Origin of the sequence: Halomarina halobia (genome assembly GCF_029338575.1) — an archaeon.
Classification (GTDB): Archaea; Halobacteriota; Halobacteria; order Halobacteriales; family Haloarculaceae; genus Halomarina; species Halomarina halobia.
The window spans coordinates 525,689-549,416 of sequence record NZ_CP119993.1 but is presented as its reverse complement, the minus strand read 5'-3'; the positions used below and the strand labels follow the sequence as shown (position 1 = coordinate 549,416).

The following is a 23,728-nucleotide window of genomic DNA, read 5'->3' as shown; positions in this document are numbered from 1 at the left end:
ACTGATACAGTTACCAAGAGGGTGAGCTCGTACTCCGCACGTGGGCAGCTCCGTTTAATTACAGGATAATCCCCGCGGTGATAGGACCCCGCGAACGCGATGCGAAAGGCGAGTCGTCCCCCGGAGAGGCGGTTAATCGGGGGGTTACCCGCCCCCTCCCGTGTACCGCTCGCCGCATTTCGCGTCGGTCGGAGGGTCCCCGTCACTTCCCCGTACGGACCTGCTCGGGGCGAGCGCCGGTTTCGATCCCCGGTTCGAGGCGCTCCGTGGTCGAGCGCCGGGGGTGGCGGGTTATTCGAACCCTGTAACCGTCGACGTGCTCCTCTTGACACGTTCGATCGGAGCGGTCCTCCGCGCCCGTGTCCCGCGTCGGCGACGACGAACGGTCGGCGAGACGGGCCGACGGACCGGATTCGACCCCGCCCGGCGGGTCGTCCGGAGCGAGATCCACCGCCGACGCTCCCAGATCTCTCGGTGATCTGACTGATCGTCCGGCGAGCCACGACCGCCTCGCACCGTTTCTAGTACTCACGAGTGACTTTCACGTTTACGTATAAACTACTTATTGGACAAGGTTGGCTGGTCGTAGTCATGGTTGGAGTCTGTGCGAGTCTCGGCGACGATCCCGCGTTCGTCGACGACCTCTCCCCGCAACTCGAGGTGTTCGGTACGGAGTCGACGGGTCGAGTTCTCGACGGCGACGTCGGCGTGGCGAGCGTCTATCACACGGCGGACACGGGCGGATCCCCGGCGACGACCGACGAGGGGTACGTCTGGGCCTGGGGGGACGTAGCCGGGTTCGACCACCCGAGCGGGTACGTCCCGCGCTCCGCGAGCGAGACCGATTCCCTGGCCGAGTACTGCGCCGAGCTATACGCGGAGTACGGCCCGGAGTTCGTCCGGTGGCTCAACGGACGCTTCGCGATCGTCACCCTGAACGAGAGCGCCGGGACGGTGACGTTCGCGACCGATCGCCTCGGGACGATGCCGCTCTACTACGCGCGCGCCGGGGGGACCCTCATCCTCTCGACCGCGGTCCAGAGCCTGACGACGTACCCCGACTGGACGCCGTCGTTCGACAGCGACGCCCTCGGTACGTACTTCACGCACCAGCTCACCCCGGGGACCGGGACGCCGTTCGAGGGCGTAGAGCGGATGTCGCCCGCGTCGACGCTCACCGTCGATCTGAACGACCTCGGACTGGAACGCGAGTGCTACTGGACGCCGACGTATCGTCCCGTCGATCGACCGGCCTCGTACTTCGCGAACCGACTCGCGACCCTGCTGTCGCGGGCGATCGCGGAGCGGACGACCGACGGGACGGAGTACGGTCTGTTCCTGAGCGGCGGCGGGGACTCCCGCGTCGTCCTCGCGGCCATGGACCGCAAACCGGCCACGTACCACCTCAACGACTGGCAGAACGCGGAAGCGCGAACGGCGGAGCGGGTGGCGCGCACCGCGGGAGCCCCCTTCGAACTCCTCCTGCGCGACCGCGACTACTACCCCGACCTCCTCGAGGGGAACGCCGCGCTCTCGAACTTCGTCGGGACGTTCCACGAGGGCCACGCGATGGGGTTCGCGGAGCAGATCAGGGACGACGTGGACGCGCTCGTCACCGGCCACATGTCGGACTCGATGTTCTCGGGGCACCACCTCCCGAGTCGGTCGTGTCGGCTGGGCCCACTCGGGCGGCTCTCCCTCCCGTTCGTCGAGCCGACCCGGACGATCGAGGAGTACGTCTCGCGCAAACGACGCCCCACGCCGGCGTACTACCGTGGGGCGGAGGACAGCGGAACGCTGCTCCGTCGGAACCTCGCCGTCACCGGCGACGGCGTCGAGTCCCACGGCGTCGCGTACCGGTCGGTTCAGGACCTGGTTCGGTTCGGCTCGTACTACCCGCACGCGAACGCGCCCGTCTTCTTCCAGCAGACGCTCGATCAGATCCTCCCGTTCCACAACCCGTTTCTCGACACCCGACTGATCGATCTCCACCTGACCGTTCCGCGACGCGTCCGGCTCCGTCGGAACCTGATCGGTCGCGCCCTCAAGCGGCTCGACCCCCAGCTGGCGAGGATCCCGCACGCCGAGCGACGGACGCCGCTCTCGGCGCCGTTTCCCGTCCAGTACGCGGGTGAGATCGCCACGAGCGTGCTCGAGGAGCAGAACGTCCTCCGGACGCCCTCCTCCTACCAGACGAGCGGTCCGTGGCCGAAGCACGACGAGCTGATCCGGTCGCACGGGTTCGTCCGCGAGGCCATCGAGGAGTGCGCCGACGTGATCCGCGCCGTCCCGTTCCTCGACCGAGAGGGGATCGAGGAGACGTACGCGGCGCACGTAAACGGCGAGAACAGGCGCAACGAACTCTACTCGCTCGTCACGTTCCTCCGCGCACCCGCGACCAGGCGCGTCGTCGCGAACGCCCGGCCGAAACCCCGCCTCTAGGGGGAGACGGGGAGCGAGGGCTGTGAGGGCGTAGAGCGCGTCCATCCGGCTCCGTCGAGTCGGCGGCGTCGCGGTCGGACTCGACGCGCTCGACTCAACATTTAATCCGGACTCCGTGAAAACGATCCGTATGGAGACACACCGGATCCCGAAACAGAGCGGAGCGGCGTTCCACGTCGACGGCGGAGCGACCTTCGACGTGATCACCCCGGAGGAGCGGCAGGTCGCTGACCTCGTCGCGTTCGACCGCGAAGACCCCACCGAGTCCTTCTCGCAGGCCTATACCCGGGATCTCAACGGAAAGGTCCGGATCTCGACGGGCGATCACCTCTACACGACCGCCGGAAACGAGATCCTGACGATCGTCCGCGACGACTGCGGGGTCCACGACATCCTGTTCGGCCCGTGCACGGAGTGGATGCTCACCGATCGACCGATCGAGGGCGGCGTTCAGGACGAACCCGGCGGCTGTCGGGAGAACCTCGCGCTGGCGATGGCCGAGGTCGGCCTCGACGAGCACGCCGTCCCGGACGCGATGAACGTCTTCCAGCAGTCGACGATCACGGATCAGGTCTACTTCGACGTGCGCGAGAGCCCCGCGGACGCGGGCGACACCGTCACGTTCCGCGCCGAACGTGACGCGACGGTCGCCGTGTCGGCGTGTTCGGCGAAGGGGATCGCGAGCGGTACGACCCTCACTCCGATCGATCTCCGCGTCCCGGACGCCACGACGGTCCACATCGCGTCGGTGCTCGACGGGGACGGGGATCCACACCGGAGCGGAACGATTAGCCGATAATTACCGCTGATAAGATGAATTGTAATTAAGGGAGCGGCCGACAGTCTAGCGGCCACTGGTGATTCGTCTTGCTCCGAAGGGATGAAATCGAAGACAGGATAATGACAGGGGAGCTAGGGGAGTGGAAGGCGAAACGCTACCTCGACTTCCACGACACGATGGTCGACACGTCGTCGCCGTTTCCGTGTTACTTCGCCGTCGACGCTCACAGGAACGGCCGACTGCGGTACCTCTTCGCCCCGTCGCCGCCGACCGCCGAGGGGGGTGAAACCCTCGCCGAGGGCCTGCGCGAGTACCTCGCGCAGGCGGATTCGATCGGCGACATCACCTCGCTCGTCGCCTTCTTCGAGCCGCCGTCGCGCGAGCGGTCGGCGGACTGGTACGAGTCCGCGTTCTGGGACCTGCTCGCGTCTCTCAGGGAGGCCGACACGGAACCGTGGCCGTCGTCGATCCCGAAGGATCCCACGGATCCACAGTGGACGTTCTGCTACGACGGTACGCCCCTGTTCATGGTCGCCCGCGCACCGTTCTACGACGAGCGGAAGAGTCGCTACACGCCCCACGGTCTCGAGATCACGATCCAGCCGCGTTCGGTGTTCGAGGGGCTGGGTGCCGAGACGGTCGAGGGACAGCGGGCGCGACGGGCGATCCGGGCCCGACTGCGCGCCTACGACGACGTCGAACCGCATCCCGACATCGGCGACTACACCGATCCGACGAGCTACGAGTGGAAACAGTACTTCCTGCCGGAGTCGAACGAGGAGACGACCGAGCGGTTTCCGCTGTCGGACGTGTTCACCCGACAGTTGCGGGAGCGAATTGGCGGGGACTAACGCGAACCGGTCCCCTTCCGCCCGGACGCCGAAGCGCACCTCGAGCGCGCCGCGCGCCGGTTAACGGGGGACTTACCGCCGGACGACGTCGGGGTCCAGCCGCGAGAGGAGCTGGTGCCCGGCGTTTCCGCCCATCGTCGCGACGACGCCGGCGATCGAGAGTCGTCCCGGAACGCGCGTCACGCCCGCCGCTCTCCTCGGGGTGGCGCTTCGGCCACTCGGTGTCCCGTCTCGCCGTCGGGTACACGTCCACGTCGACGCCGAACGACCGTAGCCGTTCGAGCCCCGGTCGAACGGCGTCGTCGGCGCGTGGGACGGGGAGAGCACCGCGGCGGTGTCACCCTCCTCGACCGGTGCCGGATACCGACGCGGTTCCATGCGCTCCCTACGCGGGTGAGGGGGTCGGTACGTGCGTCCGAGACGAAACCCGCACCACCACCTCCGTCCGACGGTACCCGCACGGCGATCGGGAGAGCGCGTCGACCGTCGCGGTGCGAGGGGGCGACCGTGTAACGGTCCGCTGGCGGGGCAGAATCGCATCACTGGGGCGCAGTCCAGCACAGAACCACACGACGGCAGCGTGTCTGACGGTAGGTCGCCCTCGACCCCGGTACCGTCACCCCCTTCCGCGCGAATTTGTCTTACATTACTCCGTCGCAAGTCTGACGGGGGTTTATGGCGGTTGACGGTGTCGAACTGCAGTACCAGACAGCGCGTCTCCCGATCCGTGAACGAGCGTGGTATCCGAACGACGCGGCGAGGAGCCGCGGCTCTCCACGGGCGGATCGGAACGGGACCCGCGGATGCTGACCAATGACAGAGAACGGACGACCTCGAGACCGAGCGGCCGAGTACCACCCCCCGACCGACCGACCGCGGTCGCGCGAGCCCGCCGTCGAGGTCGCGGAGGGTCTCGGAAACAGGGAGCGCTCCGCCGGCCTCTTCGAGCCGCTGCTCGGTCGGGGGACCGTGTTCGAGGACAAGGACCTGCTCCGCCCCTCGCACACGCCCGACCTGCTCCCCCACCGGGAGCGACAGATCACGGAGTTGGCGGAGCACCTCGGTGCGACGTTGCGAGGGGACACGCCCTCGAGCGTCCAGATCTACGGGAAGACGGGCACGGGAAAGACGGTGTGCGTGCGGTACGTCGCGGGGGAACTGCTCCGGGCGGCGGGCGGCGCGGGCGTGCCCTGTCACATCGAGTACGTGAACGGCGAGGTGACCGACACCGAGTACCGGGTGCTCGCGCGCCTGACGAACCGCGTCGCCGCCGCGAGCGGGACGGCCGAGGACGACCGCCCGGTTCCGCCGTCGGGCTGGCCGACGGGGCAGGTCTATCGGGCGTTCGTTCGCGCCGTCGATCGGCAGGAGCGGAGCGTCGTCGTCGTCCTCGACGAGGTCGACAGGCTGGTCAGAAAGGGCGCCGGTGACGCGCTCTACAAGCTCCTCCGGGTCAACGCCGAACTCGAACGGTCCCGGGTCTCGGTCGTCGGCATCTCGAACGACCTGACGTTCACCGAGTCGCTCGACCCGCGGGTGCGATCGAGCCTCGGCGACGTCGAGGTCGTCTTCCCGCCGTACGACGCGAACCAGCTCCGTGACGTCCTCCGCGTCCGCGCGTCGACCGCGTTCCGGGACGGCAGCGTGGCCGAGGGCGTCATCCCGCTCTGCGCCGCGTTCGCCGCCAGGGAACACGGCGACGCCCGCCGCGCCCTCGACACGCTCCGCACGGCGGGGGAGGTCGCCGACGCGGCGGGCGCGGAGCGCGTCGAGGAGCGACACGTCCGTCGCGCGAGGGAGCGGACGGACGTCGATCGGGCCGGCGAGGCGAGCGACGCGCGCGATCCCTCTACCGATCGCACCTGACGGCGGCGGTGTGCGTCGCCGCCGCCCGACTCCGACGCCTCCGAGCGCGGCGGGGCGGCTACGGTTCGAACGCCGCGACGCCGGCCTCCGCGACGGTCACGTCCTCGTCCACGCTCCCGCCGCTCACGCCGATCGCTCCGACGACCGTCCCGCCGTCGCGGAGCGGGACGCCGCCGCCGAAGACGACGATCCGGCCGTCGTTCGTCGTGTGGATCCCGAAGAGCGACTCCCCGGGCTGGGCGACCTCCGCGAGGTCCGCGGTCGGCATCTGCAGGCTCACCGCGGTGTAGGCCTTGCCCCGCGCGATGTCGACGCTCGCGAGGAGCGCGCCGTCCATCCGTCGGAACGCGACCAGGTTCGCGCCCTCGTCGACGACCGCGATGCACATCGGTACCTCGATCTCTTCGGCCTCCTCGACCGCGGCGTCGACGACCGCGGTCGCAGTGGATAGGTTCACCATGGCACTCACCGTACACCGTCCCGAAGGCGTCACCCAACTTATACTATTACGTACGTATCGACCTGCCGTCATCTCCGATCGAGGCCGGACCGTGGGTCGCCCCACAGCGGGGCGCACGCCCCCGGCACGGTCGGACGGGTGGTACACCGGTCCCCTCGTCGCTACGTGACCCCGACGCACATTCATGTAATTACGAGATTCATGAGGTACGTAACAAACGTGGTTTGGATTATCTCACCGAATTTGTCTACGCGCCGGAAAGAACTATGGGGTCACACTCGATACCATATCTCACATGTCCGACGATCAGCTTCGTCCCGACGGAGCGAGAGCGGAACGGCCGGCGGGACCGCGGCGGTCGCGGCGGTTCGAGTTACTGGACGAACGGCCCGTCAATCAGGACGGGTTCGCCCGGGAGTGGCCAGAGGTGGGCCTCGTCGCGACGGACGGGCCGAACGACCCCGAACCGAGCGTGACCGTGGAGGACGGGACGATCGTCGAGATGGACGGAACGCCCCGCGAGGAGTTCGACTTCCTCGACTACTTCATCGCCGACTACGCCCTCGACGCCGAGCGGGCCGAGGAGGCGATGGCGATCGACTCCCTCGAGTTCGCCCGCAGGCTCGTCGACATCAACGTCCCGCGGACGGAGATCGTCGAGTACACGACCGCGATGACGCCGGCGAAGCTCACCGACGTGGTGGGACACCTCAACACGCTCGAGATGATGATGGCGCTCACGAAGATGCGGACGCGCCGGACGCCCGGCAACCAGGCGCACGTGACGAGCGTGAAGGACCACCCCGTCCAGATCGCGGCCGACGCCGCCGAGGCGACGCTCCGTGGATTCGACGAGATCGAGACGACCGTCGGCGTCGCCCGGTACGCGCCGTTCAACGCGCTCGCCCAGACGGTCGGCGCGCAGGCGGGCCGCGGGGGCGTCCTCACGCAGTGCGCCGTCGAGGAGGCGACCGAGCTGGAGCTGGGAATGAAGGGCCTCACCGCCTACGCGGAGACGGTCTCGGTCTACGGGACGGAGTCCGTGTTCGAGGACGGCGACGACACGCCCTGGTCGAAGGCGTTTCTGGCCTCGGGCTACGCCTCGCGGGGGCTCAAGATGCGCTTCACCTCCGGCTCCGGCTCCGAGGTCAACATGGGCCAGGCCGAGGGGAAGTCGATGCTCTACCTGGAGACGCGCTGCGTCCTCGTGACCAAGGGCTGCGGGGTGCAGGGGCTGCAGAACGGCGGCATCAGCTGTATCGCCATCCCCTCCTCCGTTCCCGGGGGCATCCGGGGCGTCCTCGCGGAGAACCTCATCACGACGATGGTCGACCTGGAGGTCGCCTCCGGCAACGACCAGACGTTCTCGCACTCCCACAAGCGTCAGATGGCTCGCACGCTCCCGCAGTTGCTCGCGGGCACCGACTTCATCTTCTCCGGGTTCAGCGCCGTCCCGAACTACGACAACATGTTCGCGGGGTCGAACTTCGACTCCTACGACTTCGACGACTACAACGTCATTCAGCGGGACCTCGCCGTGGACGGCGGGCTGAAGCCCGTCGACGAGGAGGACGTGATCGCCGCGCGCAACAGGGCGGCGCGGGCGCTCCAGGTCGTCTTCCGGGAACTCGGCTTCCCGCCGGTCACCGACGAGGAGGTCGAGGCGGCGACCTACGCCGACGGCTCCGCGGAGATGCCCGACCGCAACCAGGCGGAGGACCTCAAGGCCGCGGGCGAACTGATGGAGGGCGGAGTGACCGGCGCGGACGTCGTCGCGGTTCTCGCCGACAACGGCTTCGAGGAGATGGCGGAGAACCTCCTGAACATGCTCAAACAGCGCGTCTCCGGCGACTACCTCCAGACCGCCGCGGTCATCGACGAGTCGTTCGACGTCGTCAGCGCGGTCAACGACGCGAACGACTACGAGGGACCGGGGACGGGGTACCGCCTCTCGGAGGAGCGCTGGGAGGAGATCAAGGACATCCGCCAGGCGTTCGACCCCAAGGAGGTGTGACATGAGCACGCACGCACGACGGACGGTACGGCTCGACCTCTCGGAGGTCGGTCCGGCAGAGAAGGGACAGGCGGCGGACGAGGTGGTCATCGCGGTGAGCCCCCAGTTCGGCGTCGAGCAGACGGAGACGATGGTCGGCGTCTCCCACGCGGACGTCCTCCGGGAGACGATGGCCGGCATCGAGGAGGAGGGCGTCACCGCCCGCGTCGTCCGCTTCTCCGACACGGCCGACCTCGGGCAGATCGGCAGTCGCGGCGCGAAGCTGAGCGGTTCCGGCATCGCGATCGGCATCCAGTCGCGCGGGACGACGCTCGTCCACCAGGCGGACCTGGTGCCGCTCGACAACCTCGAACTGTTCCCGCAGGCGCCGCTGCTCGACGAGGAGAAGTTCCGGGCGATCGGCCGGAACGCCGCCCGGTACGCGAAGGGGGAGTCCCCCGCGCCCGTGACCGTCGAGAACGACGAGATGGCGCGGCCGAAGTACCAGGCGCTCGCCGCCGTCCTGCACATAAAGGAGATGCAGTCGCTCGACCCGGACCGACAGCCGACCGAACTCGCGGTCGAATTCACCACGGAGGGGGACCGATGACCGACACGAACGACGACCACGATCCCACGTACCCGCTCGCGGAGACACCCGACGCCGTCACCACGCCCGAGGGCGTCACGCTCTCGGAGATCACGCTCGACGCCGTCGCCGACGGCAGCGTCGAGGGCGACGACATCCGGATCACGCCGGAGACGCTCGAGAAACAGGCGAAGATCGCCGAGGCAAACGGCCGACCGCAGGTCGCGCGGAACTTCCGGCGGGCCGCAGAGCTCTCGACGGTGCCGGACGACCGGATCCTCGAGATCTACAACGCGCTCCGCCCGAGCGGTGCCGAGAGGGACGAGTTGCTGGCGATCGCGGAGGAGCTCGAGAGCGAGTACGGCGCGACGATCAACGCGGCCCACGTCCGCGAGGCCGTAGACATCTACGAGAAGCGCGGGCTGTTCTGAGCGCGACGCGCGAGGGCGGCGCGGTCGCCCTCGATGCGTCGCTTCCGGTGATACACAACTCATGCACTACATCGCAGGTATCGACATCGGCAACTCGAGCACGGAGGTCGCGGTACTCCGGCACGCGAACGACCGCTGGGAGTTCGTCGCGACCAGCCTCTTTCGGACGACCGGTCTGAAGGGGACGACGGAGAACGTCCCGGGGATCGAGAACGCCCTCCGCGGGGCGACCGACCGCGCGGGGATCGCGCTCTCGGACCTCGATCTCCTGCTGCTCAACGAGGCGGCTCCCGTCATCGGCGACGTGGCGATGGAGACGATCACGGAGACCGTCGTCACCGAATCGACGATGATCGGCCACGACCCGTCGACGCCGGGCGGGGTCGGGATCGGGCGGGGGACGGTCCTCGACGTCGACGCGTCGTTCGACGCGGTCGAGGCGGGGTCGGCCGTCATCCTCGCCGTTCCGGGCTCCGTCGACTTCGCGATCGCCGCCGCGCGGATCAACGAGTGGTGGGAGGCGGGCTTCGACGTCGAGGGGGCGATCCTCGAGCGGGACGACGGCGTCCTCGTCGCCAACCGACTCGACCGGGAGATCCCGATCGTCGACGAGGTCTCCCGGCTGGAGGCCGTCCCCCGCGGCCAGCCGGCGGCCGTCGAGGTCGCCCCCGAGGGTCGAACCGTCCAGGAGCTCTCGAACCCCTACGGCATCGCCACCCTGTTCGACCTCTCCCCGGAGGAGACGCGGAAGGTCATCCCGGTCGCGCGGGCGCTCGTCGGGAACAAGTCCGCCGTCGTCATCGAGACGCCGCAGGGCGACGTGGAGGAGCGGAGCATCCCGGCGGGGACGATCCGCGTCACCGACCGGAACGGGAACACGGAGGCCGTCGACACGGAGGACGGGGCGGACGCGATCATGGACGCCGTAGAGCGGGCGTGGCCGATCAGCGACGTCACCGGCGAGTCCGGGACGAACGTCGGCGGGATGCTGAACCGCGCCCGCGCGGAGATGGCCCGGATCACCGATCAGGACCCCTCGGCGATCCGGATCCGCGACCTCCTGGCCGTCGACACGCTCGTCCCCGCCGAGGTGAAGGGGGCGGTCGCAGACGAGTTCGCGCTCGAGAGCGCCGTCGGCGTCGCCTCCATGGTGAAGACCAGTCGGTTGCCCCTCCGGCAGATCGCGGACGCGCTCGAGGAGCGCCTGGACGTCGAGGTCCGCATCCAGGGCGTCGAGGCGACCATGGCCGTCCTCGGTGCCCTGACGACGCCCGGGACCGACTTCCCGCTCGCGATCCTCGACATCGGCGGCGGTTCGACCGACGCCGCCTACATGAGCGCGGACCAGACCGTCAGCTCGATCCACCTCGCCGGGGCGGGGGACATGGTCACGATGCTCATCGACTCCGAGCTCGGCCTCGACGACCCCGAACTCGCGGAGGCGATCAAGGTCAACCCGCTCGCGAAGGTCCAGACCCTCCACAGCATCCGGCACGAGAGCGGGTCGGTCGAGTTCCTCGACGACCCCGTCTCGCCGGAGTTGTTCGGCCGGGTCGTCCTGCTCCGCGACGACGGCTCGATGGACCCGATCGTCGCCGATCACGACCTCCGGACGATCCGGGACGTGCGCCGCGAGGCGAAGTCGAAGGTGTTCGTCGAGAACGCGCGCCGGGCGCTCGAGCTCGTCACGCCGACGCACAACGTCCGACACCTCCCGTTCGTCGTGATGGTCGGCCGGTCCGCGCTCGACTTCGAGATTCCCGAACTGATCTCCGACGCGCTCGCCGAGTACGGGATCGTCTGCGGGCGGGGGAACGTCCGCGGCGGCCAGGGGCCGCGAAACGCCGTCGCCACCGGCCTCGCGCTCTCGCACATCGACGGCGGCGAGTACCTGGAGATCGACGAGGGGTTCGGCTGGAGCGCCTCGGAGGGCGACGCCGGATGACCCACGCTCCGGACGCCCCGCCCGCGGTGTGCCTCGTCGCGACGCCGGACTGCGGGGCGCTCCCCCAGCGGGTCGAGTACGGCCTGGAGGAGGAGTCGGTCCCGGTTCGGGTCGCCGAGGCCGCGTTCGACGACCCCGTGGCGGCCGCGTTCGAGGCGGCGGCCGACTCGAGGCTCGGGATCGGCGTCGCGCTGTCCCCCGCGCGCGGGGTTCTCCACCACGAACGGTTGGCACGATCGGAGCCGCTGCTCGCGGTCGATCGCCCCTCGCCCGCCGACGCCCGCCGGCTCGGGACGAACGCGGGGCGGCTCGCCAAGCGTCTCCCGCTTCGGTTGTAACGCGGCGGCGGACCGCCCGTAGAGCGCTTCGACGCCGCGCCGACCTCGCGGACGCCTACGAGCGCTGCCGCGACCTGCTGTACGACGGCCTCCGCGAGGTCGGTCTCGACCCGGTGAACCCCGGCGGTGCCTACTACATGCTCACGCGCTACCCCACCGACGAGGCGGACACCGACTTCACCCTGCGGCTCGTCCGCGAGGCGGGCGTCGCGGTCGTCCTCGGCAGCAGCTTCTACACCGAGAGGGGTGCCGACTGGGTGCGGTTCACCTTCTCGCGCAACGAGGCGACCATCGAGGAGGCGCTCTCCCGCCTCGAGGAGGGGCGCTTCTGGTAGGTGGATCGCCTCCCGCACCGTCCGACGCGGCGTCGCTCCGGCGGGCCGAGCGTCCCACCACGCCGCTCGACGCGCGCTTCAGTATTACTGAATTATTTCACTGATTTATCAATATAGGTAGTTTTACTGAATAGTGTTACTATAGGGGTGGCGTCGCGGAGCGACGCCGTACAGACGTCGCTTGACGGGGTCGGACACTCCCGGCGGGAGCCAATCCCGCGTCCGGGGCGGGTGCGACGCCGTCCAGGGTGACGGACCGATCGTCCCGGGGAAGATTTACGACGCCCGTTCCCGTGGCCGTGGTATGTCCGCTCCGCACACCACGACGATCCAGGTTCGCTTTCGCGACATCGACTCCATGGACCACGTCAACAGCGCGGTCTACGTCACCTACCTCGAGCAGGCGCGCTCTGCGTTCTTCCGGGACGTGCTCGACGAGCGCCTCGACCGCGTCGACACCGTGATCGCCCGCCAGGAGATCGAGTACCGACGCCCGATCGACCTCGGCGACGCCGTGCGCGTCGACCTCGAGGTGGCGCGGTTGGGCGAATCGAGCGTCACGATGGCGTACGAGGTGTACGCGAACGACGAACTCGCCGCGACGGCGGAGTCCGTCCAGGTCGCCTACGACCGCGAGACGGAGCGGTCGCGTCCGCTGCCGACCGCCTGGCGCGAGCGCCTCTCGGCGTACGACCGGAGCGAGTGACCGCCCGCGGTCCGAGCGAGCCCCGCGGAGCCCGACCGCCCTCCGATCGCTTCCCATTCGAAACGGTCCCGGGACGGTCCGGACGACCGCGGTGAAGCGTACCCCGGCCTCTGCACGGCACGTAACGAGTGAAGCGACGGCGCGTTCCGTCGGTCGGCGACCGTCCCGCAACCGTCACTTTCGTTACGAGGGTATCTCCGTAACGGGACTCGTCGAACCTCCGCGCGATGCCGTGACCCATGCCGCCTCCACCGATCACCGTGACCGTGGCCGGCGGTGCGCGCTCGTCCCGGATCGCCGCGCTCGGAGCTACTTCGTCCGGAGGTGGCGATCCGATCGGCGGTTCGCACCCCTCGACGATCCGGTACCGCCACGGTCCCCGAGGGACAGAACTCCTTTCACCGTCGTAGCGCAAGGACCGTCATGGGAATCGAATCGAGGTTCGCCGAGGATCGCTCGCAGGTCGCGTGGTGGGCGATCACGGTCGTCGTCGGGGCGGTGCTCCTCTACGCGGTCTATGAGTACCTCGGCGCGTTCGTCCTCGGGGTGTTCATCTACTACGCGACACGTCCCGTCTACGAGCGCCTCGGCGATCGGCTCCCCTCGCGGTCGCTCAGGGCCGGCCTCGCGCTCGTCCTGATCGTGCTGCCGATCCTCCTGCTGCTCGCCTACACCGTCGCCGTGGGCGTGCGGGAACTGAGCGGCATCGCCGCCGCCGACCTGAGCGCGTATCAGGAGACGCTCCGGCCGTACGTCGGCGACGCAGTCCTCGGAAGCCCCCGGGAACTCCTCTCCTCGGTCCTTTCGAACCCCCAGCAGATACAGGAGTTCGCGACCCCCGAGACGGCGCGACAGGTCGCCGAGGCGGCCGGGGGGTACGCGGGCGTCTTCGCCGCCGGGCTGATACAGCTGTTCATCGCGCTCGCGGTCGCGTTCTACCTGCTGCGGGACGACTTCAAGCTCGCGGGGTGGGTCCGCTCCGCGCTCGCCCGCGACGACCCGGCGTTCGTCGCGTTCGGAACCGCGGTCGACCGCGACCTCAAGACCGTCTACTTCGGCAATATCCTGAACGCGTTCGTCGTTGCGGTGGTCGCCGCCGTCTCCTACAACGCCCTCGACGTGATCGCGCCGCCCGCGCTCTCGATCCCCGCGCCGACGCTCCTGGGGTTGCTCACCGGTGCGGCGAGCCTCATCCCGGTCGTCGGCATGAAGGTCGTCTACGTGCCGGTCGTGTTCTACCTGTTCGGGCTCTCGCTGCTGACCGATCCCGCGCTTCTCTGGTACCCGATCGCGTTCCTCCTCGTGAGCCTCGCGGTCATCGACGGGGCGACGGAACTGCTCCTCCGACCCTACATCTCCGGGCGGAACCTCCACGTCGGCCTCGTGCTCTTCTCGTACATCCTCGGTCCGCTCATCTTCGGCTGGTACGGGCTCTTCTTCGGTCCGCTGATCCTCGTGGTCGCGGTCCACCTCGCCCGCATCGTCCTCCCCGAACTCGTTCACGGCGAGCACGTCGACCCGGCGGCCGTCGGCCGCGACCCGATCCCGGACGCCGACGGATCGGTCTACGAGCCGGGCTCCGACGAGGGCGACGCGGACGCCGTCGCGTGTGAAGAGGCGACGGAGGGAGCCGGCGTCGAACCCGACGCCCGCGACGACCTCGACGCCGAGCGCGCTCGGGATAGCGAGGGGTGAGCGGAGGACGGAGAAAGCGCGGTTCGCGCGGCACCACGAGTGCGCGGCGGCGCTCCCGGCAATCCGTGAAGACTGAAGGCTCGATTACACCCTCCAGAGGAGTAATGATGGCTACAGACAACGGTCGGACGATGTCTGAACGGCGGTCAGAGACGGAATCGGTCACCGAACAGCGCCCCGCCCTCCGCTCGTCACGCGTGACGAGACACGCGGACGGCGTCGTCACCTACTTCGACGGCGAGACGGTGCGGGAACTCAGGGGAATCGAACGGCTGATCGCGATCGCGGCGCACTGTCTGGTGCGGTAACGTCGCCTGCCACCGTCGGCACGTCGCACACCCCTTCGGTCGCGGCAACCGAGCCCGCGATCGGTGCGCGTCGACTGCCGTCCGGGCAAACGTATTTCACCGCTACCGCCGACCTATGGGGGGATGAAGAAGCTGATCAACGACCCGGCGGACTACGTGGACGAGATGCTCGACGGGATGGTCGCCGCCCACCCGGACGAGATACGTAGAATAGATACGACGAAGGTGCTGGTCAGGCGGGAGATCCCGGAGGGGAAGGTGGCGGTCGTGAGCGGCGGCGGAAGCGGCCACGAGCCGACCCACGCGGGGTACCTCGGGCCGGGGATGCTCGACGGGGCCGCGGCCGGCGAGGTGTTCACCTCCCCGACCGCGAACGAGGTCCAGGAGATGATCGACGCCTGCGACGCGGGCGCGGGCGTCCTCCTGGTCATCAAGAACTACGAGGGGGACGTGATGAACTTCGAGACGGCCGGCGAGATGGCGGAGATGGGGGACGTCGAGGTTGCGCAGGTGGTCGTGAACGACGACGTCGCCGTCGAGGACTCGACGTACACCTCCGGTCGGCGGGGCGTCTGCGGGACGATCTTCGTCCACAAGGTGGCGGGGGCGATGGCCGACCGCGGCGGCGACCTCGAGGCGGTCGAGCGCGCCGCACAGAGGGTCATCGACAACGTCGGAACCATGGGGGCGGCGCTCACGTCCTGCGTGACCCCCGAGAAGGGGAGCCCCACCTTCGACCTCGGCGAGGACGAGATCGAGATCGGCATCGGCATCCACGGCGAACCCGGCGTCGAGCGGACGGGGATGATGTCGGCCGACGAGATCGCGGACCGGCTGGCGACCGCCGTGCTCGACGACGTCGAGCCCGAGGGCGAGGTCGCCACCATCGTCAACGGAATGGGCGGCACGCCGCTCTCGGAGCTCTACATCGTCAACCGGCGGCTGCAGGAACTGCTCGGCGAGCGCGGCCTCGAGACGTGGGACGCGTGGGTCGGCGACTACATGACCTCCCTCGACATGCGGGGCTGCTCGATCACGATCCTCGACCTCGACGACGAGCTGAAGGAACTCCTCGCCCACGAGGCCGACACGCCCGCGCTGACGGTCCGGGACTGACGGCCGGCCGAAGGCCGAAGGGAACGCTTACCTGATTCCGAGGCGACCTGGGAGCCATGACCGACGCTGCGCGCGAACCGGGGGCGATCGTGGCCGCCGTCGAGCGGATCGCCGACCGGCTCGCGGAGGAGCGGGAGTACCTGACCGAGCTCGACTCGGCGATCGGCGACGCCGACCACGGGACGAACGTGAACCGCGGCTTCCGGGCCGCGCTGGAGGCGGTCGAGGAGACGGACGACGCGAGCGCGCAGGACCTCGTACAGACCGTCGGCATGACGCTCGTCTCCGAGGTCGGCGGGGCCGCGGGGCCGCTGTACGGCGGCTCGTTCATGCACGCGAGCGGCGAACTGGCGGAGGGGATCACCGCCGAGTCCACCGTCGCGTTCGGGGAGGCCTTCCTCGAGAAGGTGCGGGACCGTGGCGGTGCCGAGGTGGGCGCGAAGACGATGGTCGACGCGCTCACGCCCGCCGTCCACACCTACAAGAAGTCGATCGAGCAGGACGACCTGACCCCGCTTGCCGCGCTCGCGAAGGCCGTCGACGCCGCCGAGCGCGGCGTGGACTTCACGCTCCCGATCCGGGCGACCAAGGGCCGGGCGTCCTACCTCGGCTGGCGGTCGGTCGGCCACCAGGACCCCGGCGCGACGAGCACGCTCTTCATCCTGGAGGAGATCCACGCGACCGCCGAGGAGTACCTGAACGGCGAGGACGAGCGGGACGCCGGGTCCCCCTCGACGCCCGACGACGGGGAGGGCGAGTAGATGGTCGGCGTGCTCGTCGTCTCCCACAGCCGACGCGCGGCGGAGGGGATCGTCGAGGTGGCGGCGGAGATGGCCGGCGACGTCGCCATCGCGGGGGTCGGGGGCGACCCCGACGGCGGTATCGGGACGAGCGCGCCCGCGATCGGCGAGGCGCTCGACGCCATCGACGACGACCCCGTCGTCGTGCTCGTCGATCTCGGGAGCGCGGTGATGAACGCCGAGATCGCCATCGAATCCTACGACGGCGAGGCGGTCATCGCGGACGCGCCGGTGCTCGAAGGGGCGGTCAACTGCGCCGTCGAGGCGGGGTCGCCGAAGGCGACCATCGAGTCCGTGCGCGAGGCCGCCGAGGCCGCGGGCGACGTCGCCAAACTATAAACGCCGCTCCGACGGTCGCTCCGTCGTACGCGTAGCCGGCGCTCGGGGCGTCGGGTCACAGGTGGGGCGAGTCGAGGGCGATCCCATGGTTACCCGCTCGCCCTCGACCGCTCGCGTATTCGCGATTCGAGACCGTACACTTTAATGTGACGGTATCCGACGGGTGCGTTCATCGTCGGCCGACCGGCCCGGCCGGCGTCCGTCGAGGCGCTGAGCCGAGCTGTCCCCGTACGGCGGAGGACGACGACTCGCACTACTCGCCGTAGGCGTCGAGCAGTTCCCACTCCTCGCGCATCAGCGCGCGGACTCCCTGTTCGAGGATGCCCTGGCCGAGCGACGTCGCACGGTAGTAGGAGTAGAGCCCTTCGCGCGTGCGCTCCTTGCGCTTTCGGTTCTCGACGAGCCCCACGTCGACGAGCGCGTCGAGGTGGTAGTGGAGCGTGTTCGAGGGGACGTCGAGCGCCTCGCCGAGTTCCTTCGCGCTCCGCGGGCCCGCCTCGACGAGCAGGTCGAGGACGCGAAAGCGCGTCTCGTTACCGATCGCGCGTTGCATGTCGAGGTACTCCTCGATCGAGAGGAGGCTGTGCTCCGGGAGGAGGGCGGTCCTCCCGTCGGCGTCGTCCCCCGACCGCTCGGTTTCGGCCATGCGAGCACTTGCATCGACGACCGTATAAGCGTTCTCTGACTCAACGATCGTTGAAATCCATCTGTTTTATGTATTACCCCTCCGCAGGGCGCGCATGCGCGACCGGCTGATCGATACCCTCGGGGGACTGGCTCACTCCCGGTTTCTCGTCTACCTGATGGGGCCGTACAAGGCGTTCGACGTGGAGGGCGTCCTCGACGCGGGCGACGGCGGCGTCGACCTCGCCTCGATCCCCGACGGCGTCGACTTCGGGGCGCTCGTCGGCTCCGACGTCGACCTCGAACGGCGCGAGGCGGCGTTCGACCTGCTCGTTCACGTCCGCGATCGGCTCCGGACCGACCCCGGCGTGAACGCGTTCCTGGCCGTCGACGCCGACGTGCCGCTGGAGGAGATGGACGCCGCGACCCAGAGCATCGAGTTCGCCCGGGCGAGCAACGCGATCGTCTACGTCGTTCCGAGGGTCGGCGACAACCTCGGCGTGGGTATCGAGGTCGGGTCGGTGCTCGAAGCGATCTTCCGGGGGGACGACGCGACGGCGCACCGCGAGCGGGTGGTCTTCGTCCACGAGTCGGGCGTCCGGAGCGCGATGATCGCCGCCGTCCGGGACCGCTGGGAGGCCCGCGTCTACGCCTACGACGACCGCGACGACCTGGTCCGGCAGGTCCGCCTGTTCGTGCGGGACCTCGCGCGGCGGGAACTTCGCGGGGACCTCCCGTCGCTCGACGGGGGCGAGTAGCGCGGCCGCGCGGACTCCTCGACCACCGACGCCGAGGCCGGAACTGGCATGGCGGATCGAACCGCATCCGAACGCGTGACTCGATTTCGCGCGGTCCTGTTCGACATGGACGGGGTGCTCGTCGACTCCGAGGCCCACTGGCAGCGGGTGTGGCGCGAGGAGGTGTTCGCCCACGTCGCGGGGGACCCGAGCGTGCGGGAGGTGACCGGCCGCAACTACCGCGAGAGCCTCGCCGACCTCGACGAGGACTACGGCCTCCCGGGGGGAGCAGAGCGCTTCGCGCGCCGGTTCGAGGCCGCCGCGGACGCCGTCTACGGCGAGGCGGTGTCGCTCACGCCGGGTCTCCCCGACCTCCTGGACGCGCTCCGGGGGCGGGATCTGGCCGTCGGCGTCGTCTCCTCGGCCCCCGAGGCGTGGATCCGAACGGTCGTCGAGCGCTTCGACCTCGACCCCCTCGACGTCGCCGTGAGCGCGGAGCACCTGGACGGACCGGGGAAGCCGGCCCCCGGGATCTACGAGCGCGCGGCGTCCGCGCTCGGCGTAAATCCCGTCGAGTGCGTCGTCGTCGAGGACTCCGAGAACGGCGTCAGGGCGGCGGCGCGGGCGGGCGCGACGGTCGTTCGCTTCCGCCGCGGCGACGACGTCGATCCCACGACGGGGACCGACGCGGTCGCCGCCGACCCCGCGGAACTCCGGGGGACGCTCCTCGATCTGGTCGGCTGACGGACGCCCGACGGTCCGCGACGGGCGAACGAGTACGGTCCCTGTGAACACGTATTATAGCGGAGGGCGTCGTATCCGTCCCCGAACCATGACCGACGAGAGTTCGCTTGCGGGTGCGGTATCGATCGTGACGGGCGCTGGCGGACAGATCGGCGAGGGGATCGCGCTCGCGCTCGCGGCCGCCGGGAGCGACGTGGTCGTCGCGGACGTGAACGCCCTGGAGACGGCGTACAACCAGCAGTCCTCGCGCGAGGTCGGCGGCGCGACGCGGGCGCGGGAGGTCGCGGATCGCGTCGAAGAGCGGGGGCGGCGCGCGCACGTCGTCGAGTGCGACGTGACGAAGGCCGACCAGGTCCGGGCGATGGTCGAGGAGACCGTCTCCGAGTTCGGACGGCTCGACGTCCTCGTCAACAACGCGGGGGTCATCACCGTCGCCCCGATAGAGGAGATGGCGGAGGAGGAGTGGGACTCCGTGATGGACGTGAACGTCAAGGGGGTGTTCCTCCCCTCGCGGGCGGCGATCCCGCACCTGCGTGAGTCCGCCGGGAGCATCGTCAACACCGCCTCCATCGCGGGGAGCATCGGGGCGGCGGGCCTCGGGCACTACTGCGCCTCGAAGCACGCCGTCCTCGGGCTCACGAAGTCGCTCGCGCTCGAACTCGCGCCCGACGACGTGACGGTGAACGCCATCTGTCCGGGGATCGTCGACACGCCGATGTGGGAGCAGGTGCTGACGCCGACGCTCGAGGAGTCCTATGAGGAGACGGTGAAGCGCGTCATCCCGCTCGGGCGCGACCAGACCCCGGAGGACATGGGTCGGCTCGCCGTCTTCTACGCGACGAACCGGAACGTGACCGGCCAGGCGCTCGCGGTCGACGGGGGGATCCTCCAGAACGTTATCTGATTGATCCCCCGTCGGGACTCGACGGAGAGAAGAGCGGGCCGCACGGTGGAGCGGGTGGGTAGCCGTGGGGGCGACGTAACGCGCTCGAAGAGCTCATTCACTACTCCCTGACGTCGAGCGGTCACGCACGGTCGCTCCGACGGCCACCTCGACCGCTCGGTCGTGCCGGTCCGTCGCGGCCCACCCACATTGATGGATGCTACCGATTAACGGGGAGGGCTGACATGGCAAGGGTTTAAACGTGTGGTCGGCCGAACCGTCGGTTCGGCGTCGTCGGTGACGGGGACGTTCGTCGACGACGGCAGCCGAAACGGTCGCGTCGCGGGTCGGAGACGTTGGAACCGAGCGCGAACGGCGGACGTCGAGTGGGTGACGTCCGCCACGTCCCACGGTACTGTAGAGGTCGTCCGGTGGTGAGCTGACCACCGGCCCTCGATTAGCTCCCCGAACGTGTAGTCGACCGTCAAATTTGAGGTCTGACACGAGGGTCGGGGCGCGTGAACGATTACGGCCGGTGGGACCGTACCGGGGGAGAGTACGGTGTGACGCGTCCTTACGACCGTCATACAACCGGAGGAGCCAGTCCGCGAAGCGGTGACGTGATGCCGGCGCGACGAACGCCCCCGATCGTACGCCATCGTTATGCTGACCACCGGACAACCTCTCGCATGATCGGTTCCGAGGCGGAACTCCCGGCGGCGACGCGCGTCGGCCGAGTCGCGCTTCGCGTGAACGACCTCGACCGGATGGTCGAGTTCTACCGCGACGTGATCGGCCTCGTCGTCCGACGCCACGAGGACGGGCGGGCGTCGCTCGGGACGGACGACGAACCGCTGCTCGAACTGTACGCCGCCCCGGACGCGCCGAAGCGAGGGCGAGAGGAGACCGGACTGTTTCACACCGCGTTTCGGGTCCCGTCGCGCACCGCGCTCGGGGACGCCCTGGGGCGCGTTCGCGAGCGATGGCGACTCGACGGCGCCTCGGACCACCTCGTGAGCGAGGCGCTCTATCTCACCGACCCCGAGGACAACGGCGTCGAGGTGTACCGCGACCGACCGCGGGGGGAGTGGCCCCTGGCGGCGGACGGGACCGTCCGCATGGCCACGCTCCCCCTCGACACCGACGAGATCGTCGACCGCCGTCGGGGCGAGACGACCGTTCGGCCCCGGACGACCGTGGGACACGTCCACCTCGAGGTCTCGTCGCTGTCGGCCGCGCGCGCGTTCTACGTCGACGCGCTCGGATTTCGAGTCCGACAGCGATACGGACCCTCGGCGCTGTTCGTCGCCGCGGGCGACTACCACCACCACGTCGGACTGAACACGTGGAACGGCCGAACCGCGCCGCCCGCCGGGCGCGGTCTCGACTGGTTCGAACTGCTCGTCCCCCGGCGGGACGACCTCGACGCGGTCCGGGAACGGTGCGCCGACGGGGCGGGTCGCGTCTCCGACGAGGGCGGCCGGACGGTGTTCGACCCCGACGGGATCGAGCTCCGCCTGCGCGTCGCCGCGGGTTCGTAGCGCCGCGGTCCAGCGCCGCGCCCCCGTTCGGCGAACGGACGAAAGCACCAGCAAAAACTCTTTACTCGTCGCGTAGATCGGGCACTCATGGACCATCTCGAGGACATCTCGGTCGAGGACCTGCGACGGGCGCTCGCGGACGTGGAGGGGAGTAAGCCCTCCCAGCGCCTGATCGCGGCGATCGCGTACAAACACGGCGTGACGCAGACCGAACTCGCCGAGTGGTTCGACGTCGAGCGACGCACCATCTACAGCTGGCTCAGGCGACTCGAGGAGGAACCGCTCGACCGGGCGGTGTACGACGCCCACCGCTCGGGGCGCCCCCGTAAACTCTCCGCGGAGCAACAGCGTCAGTTAGAGCGTGCCCTGCACGAACCGCCGACCGAAGCCGAGTACGACGCGCCGGCCTGGACGCCGGAGCTCGTCCGGCAGTTCGTGCGCGAGAGGTTCGACGTGGACTACTCGCTTCCGAGTTGCCGCCGGCTGATGAAGGAGGCCGGACTGCGCTACCGGACGCTCGGTCGGCCGAGTGTGGACGCGGACCGGACGGATCGGGGGGCCTCCGACGACGAGAACCCGAGCGGCCTCTGGTTACCGCGGTAGAGGGCGCGTCTTCGGAGGGACGACGGCCGTATCGGTCGAGCGCGTCGTCGCGCGTCCGCCCCTCGTTTCCCTCATCCTGGCAGCACTTCGAGCAACTATTTTTCGATCAGAGAGCTCCACCGATCGCCGCCAGGCTCCTGCAACCGTAGTGGCGCGCCGGATCGCTACGGTTCCCGTCCGTCACGGGGGTACGGCTGTGATAGAGCTACGGGTAGACGGCCGCGTTTAGAGCGGGTAGGCGCGGGAAGGGCCACCGAACGTGACGCCGCCTCGATTCGTCTCGCCGTACCGAGAACGTGGTCCGTGGCGCCCTCTTCTGAACCCTCCGGGGCCCGCGATCGGTGCCCGGGGGTGACGTCGGTCGCGAGAACCGAACCCGACTATCTGGGGGCGCGGGCCCCGCCGGTAGTCCGCAGCACCTCGTAACAGGCGTTGATCTGGTGGTACCCGACCTTCACCTCGGGGGTAGCGTCGATCCCCTCGTGCACCTCGTTCTCCGGCGTGAGCTTGAAGTACCAGTTGCCGTGGCGTCGGTTGACCACGTGGTCCCAGGCGTACGTCCAGATGCGGTCGTACCACTCCCGGTATCGCGCGTCGCCCGTCGCCTCGGCCAGCAGCGTCGCCGCGCCGATCCCCTCCGCGAGCGGCCAGTAGTACCTGTCCGCCACGATGGGCGCGCCGTCCCGGTCGAAGTTGTAGACGAAGCCGCCGCGGCCGTCGTCCCACCCGTGCTCCACAGCGGCGTCGAAGAACCGCACCGCGCGAGCGAGGAGCCACGCCTCTGACCGGTGGCGCGCCAGCGAGAGGAGGAGCTTGCTCCACTCGAGGAGGTGCCCCGGCTGGTAGCCCCACGGGCGGAACAGGTGGTCCGGGCGGTCGCGGTTGTACGCCGGATCGATCTCCCAGTCCTCGGTGTAGTGCTCCCACACGAGCCCGTCGCCCTCGTCCGCCAGCGTTCTGGCGATATTCTCCGCGATGCGGGAGGCGCGTTCGAGGTACCGCTCGTCGCCCGTCGCCTCGTAGGCGGCGAGGTGCGCCTCGCACATGTGCATGTTCGCGTTCTGTCCCCGGTAGGTCGAGACCGGCCGCCACCGCGAGTCGAGGTCCGACAGACAGAGGCCGGGGTCGGGCTCCCAGAACCGCTCGTCGATCAGCGCGTACGTCTCGTCGAGGTGGTCCCGGGCCGGCGGGACGCCCGCCTTCGCCGCCGTCGCCAGCGCGAGCAGGACGAACGCGTGCCCGTATGTCGACCGCGTCCCGTCCGCGACGCGGCGGCCGTCCATCACCCAGGCGTAGCCGCCGTCATCCCGTCGGTGCGCCGAGAGCAGGTACCGGAGCCCGTGCTCCGCGGACGCCGCACACCACGTCGGCCCGTCAAGGAGGTGCCCGACGCTGTAGTTGAAGACGAACCGGCACGTCGCGACGAGGTGCTTCGTCCGGCCGTCGTAGATCGTCCCGTCGCGGTCTCCGAGCTGCGCGACGTACCCCCCGTGGGTCGTGTCGATGCACGTCGGATGGTAGAACGAGAGGAGGTTCGTCAGGTGCTGGCGGACCCAGCGTTCGTCGCGAAAGAGCCCGTCCGCGGTCCCCCAGTCGTCCAT

The 23,728-nt window shown here is 69.4% G+C and carries 22 protein-coding genes and 2 pseudogenes; 21 read left to right on the top strand and 3 right to left on the bottom strand.

Annotation, left to right across the window (positions count from 1 at the left end; translation table 11 throughout):
* Positions 1–591: 591 nt before the first annotated feature.
* The 4 genes from P1K31_RS17970 (at position 592) to P1K31_RS17955 (ending at position 5,940) form a co-directional block, all read left to right on the top strand.
* Positions 592–2,442 carry an asparagine synthase-related protein gene (locus P1K31_RS17970; protein ID WP_276306688.1) on the top strand — a complete coding sequence of 617 codons (1,851 nt, stop codon included), beginning with the start codon at positions 592–594 and terminating at the stop codon, positions 2,440–2,442.
* 130 nt (positions 2,443–2,572) lie between these two features.
* On the top strand, positions 2,573–3,241 hold the full coding sequence (locus tag P1K31_RS17965) for a DUF1989 domain-containing protein (RefSeq protein ID WP_276306687.1): 669 nt from the start codon (positions 2,573–2,575) through the stop codon (positions 3,239–3,241).
* A 101-nt stretch (positions 3,242–3,342) separates the two neighbouring features.
* Positions 3,343–4,074, top strand: a complete 732-nt coding sequence (locus tag P1K31_RS17960) for a YqcI/YcgG family protein (protein ID WP_276306686.1) — start codon at positions 3,343–3,345, stop codon at positions 4,072–4,074.
* A gap of 813 nt (positions 4,075–4,887) precedes the next feature.
* A complete protein-coding gene (locus tag P1K31_RS17955) occupies positions 4,888–5,940 on the top strand; it encodes a Cdc6/Cdc18 family protein (protein WP_276306685.1) in 1,053 nt (350 codons plus the stop codon).
* A 58-nt stretch (positions 5,941–5,998) separates the two neighbouring features.
* Here P1K31_RS17955 and P1K31_RS17950 read toward each other — a convergent pair whose 3' ends face one another.
* On the bottom strand, positions 5,999–6,400 hold the full coding sequence (locus P1K31_RS17950; RefSeq protein WP_276306684.1) for a GlcG/HbpS family heme-binding protein: 402 nt from the start codon (positions 6,398–6,400) through the stop codon (positions 5,999–6,001).
* Between the two features lie 295 nt (positions 6,401–6,695).
* Between P1K31_RS17950 and P1K31_RS17945 the strand changes: the two genes are divergently transcribed.
* From P1K31_RS17945 to dhaM, 12 genes and pseudogenes are all read left to right on the top strand, one after another.
* Entirely contained in the window at positions 6,696–8,414 is a 1,719-nt protein-coding gene (locus P1K31_RS17945) for a propanediol/glycerol family dehydratase large subunit (RefSeq protein WP_276306683.1), read from the top strand.
* A gap of 1 nt (position 8,415) precedes the next feature.
* Complete coding sequence (locus tag P1K31_RS17940) at positions 8,416–9,003, top strand: propanediol/glycerol family dehydratase medium subunit (RefSeq protein ID WP_276306682.1); 588 nt, start codon at positions 8,416–8,418, stop codon at positions 9,001–9,003.
* The gene (locus P1K31_RS17935) at positions 9,000–9,413 is read left to right on the top strand and encodes a diol dehydratase small subunit (protein WP_276306681.1); all 414 of its coding nucleotides are present in this window, start codon (positions 9,000–9,002) and stop codon (positions 9,411–9,413) included. Before P1K31_RS17940 ends, P1K31_RS17935 begins: the two co-directional genes overlap by 4 nt.
* A 61-nt stretch (positions 9,414–9,474) precedes the next feature.
* Entirely contained in the window at positions 9,475–11,358 is a 1,884-nt protein-coding gene (locus tag P1K31_RS17930) for a diol dehydratase reactivase subunit alpha (protein WP_276306680.1), read from the top strand.
* Positions 11,355–11,696 (top strand): glycerol dehydratase reactivase beta/small subunit family protein, encoded by a 342-nt coding sequence (locus P1K31_RS17925; protein ID WP_276306679.1) that lies wholly within the window; start codon positions 11,355–11,357, stop codon positions 11,694–11,696. Before P1K31_RS17930 ends, P1K31_RS17925 begins: the two co-directional genes overlap by 4 nt.
* A gap of 41 nt (positions 11,697–11,737) precedes the next feature.
* Positions 11,738–12,031: pseudogene (locus P1K31_RS17920) on the top strand (aminotransferase class I/II-fold pyridoxal phosphate-dependent enzyme); the annotation flags it as partial.
* A gap of 304 nt (positions 12,032–12,335) precedes the next feature.
* Complete coding sequence (locus P1K31_RS17915; RefSeq protein ID WP_276306678.1) at positions 12,336–12,737, top strand: acyl-CoA thioesterase; 402 nt, start codon at positions 12,336–12,338, stop codon at positions 12,735–12,737.
* A gap of 423 nt (positions 12,738–13,160) precedes the next feature.
* The gene (locus tag P1K31_RS17910) at positions 13,161–14,432 is read left to right on the top strand and encodes an AI-2E family transporter (RefSeq protein WP_276306677.1); all 1,272 of its coding nucleotides are present in this window, start codon (positions 13,161–13,163) and stop codon (positions 14,430–14,432) included.
* Positions 14,433–14,539: 107 nt separating this feature from the next.
* The gene (locus P1K31_RS17905; RefSeq protein ID WP_276306676.1) at positions 14,540–14,740 is read left to right on the top strand and encodes a hypothetical protein; all 201 of its coding nucleotides are present in this window, start codon (positions 14,540–14,542) and stop codon (positions 14,738–14,740) included.
* Positions 14,741–14,863: 123 nt separating this feature from the next.
* Positions 14,864–15,856: a dihydroxyacetone kinase subunit DhaK gene (gene dhaK / locus P1K31_RS17900; RefSeq protein WP_276306675.1), complete on the top strand. Its 993-nt coding sequence runs from the start codon at positions 14,864–14,866 to the stop codon at positions 15,854–15,856.
* Between the two features lie 56 nt (positions 15,857–15,912).
* A complete protein-coding gene (dhaL, locus tag P1K31_RS17895; RefSeq protein WP_276306674.1) occupies positions 15,913–16,617 on the top strand; it encodes a dihydroxyacetone kinase subunit DhaL in 705 nt (234 codons plus the stop codon).
* Complete coding sequence (gene dhaM / locus P1K31_RS17890) at positions 16,618–16,995, top strand: dihydroxyacetone kinase phosphoryl donor subunit DhaM (RefSeq protein ID WP_276306673.1); 378 nt, start codon at positions 16,618–16,620, stop codon at positions 16,993–16,995. It abuts the gene before it with no gap.
* Positions 16,996–17,248: 253 nt separating this feature from the next.
* On the opposite strand, the gene P1K31_RS17885 is transcribed toward dhaM, so the two are convergent.
* Positions 17,249–17,641, bottom strand: coding sequence for an ArsR/SmtB family transcription factor (locus tag P1K31_RS17885; protein WP_276306672.1), 393 nt, complete (start codon positions 17,639–17,641; stop codon positions 17,249–17,251).
* Positions 17,642–17,735: 94 nt separating this feature from the next.
* Between P1K31_RS17885 and P1K31_RS17880 the strand changes: the two genes are divergently transcribed.
* The 5 genes and pseudogenes from P1K31_RS17880 to P1K31_RS17860 all read left to right on the top strand — a co-directional run.
* Positions 17,736–18,377, top strand: a complete 642-nt coding sequence (locus P1K31_RS17880) for a DUF7509 family protein (protein WP_276306671.1) — start codon at positions 17,736–17,738, stop codon at positions 18,375–18,377.
* A 75-nt stretch (positions 18,378–18,452) separates the two neighbouring features.
* Positions 18,453–19,100: an HAD family hydrolase gene (locus tag P1K31_RS17875; protein WP_276306670.1), complete on the top strand. Its 648-nt coding sequence runs from the start codon at positions 18,453–18,455 to the stop codon at positions 19,098–19,100.
* An 88-nt stretch (positions 19,101–19,188) separates the two neighbouring features.
* Entirely contained in the window at positions 19,189–20,004 is an 816-nt protein-coding gene (locus tag P1K31_RS17870) for an SDR family NAD(P)-dependent oxidoreductase (protein ID WP_276306669.1), read from the top strand.
* Positions 20,005–20,672: 668 nt separating this feature from the next.
* Positions 20,673–21,524, top strand: a complete 852-nt coding sequence (locus tag P1K31_RS17865) for a VOC family protein (protein ID WP_276306668.1) — start codon at positions 20,673–20,675, stop codon at positions 21,522–21,524.
* Between the two features lie 87 nt (positions 21,525–21,611).
* Positions 21,612–22,097, top strand: a pseudogene (locus P1K31_RS17860) (helix-turn-helix domain-containing protein); the annotation flags it as partial.
* 410 nt (positions 22,098–22,507) lie between these two features.
* Here P1K31_RS17860 and P1K31_RS17855 read toward each other — a convergent pair.
* A complete protein-coding gene (locus P1K31_RS17855) occupies positions 22,508–23,728 on the bottom strand; it encodes an AGE family epimerase/isomerase (protein WP_276306667.1) in 1,221 nt (406 codons plus the stop codon).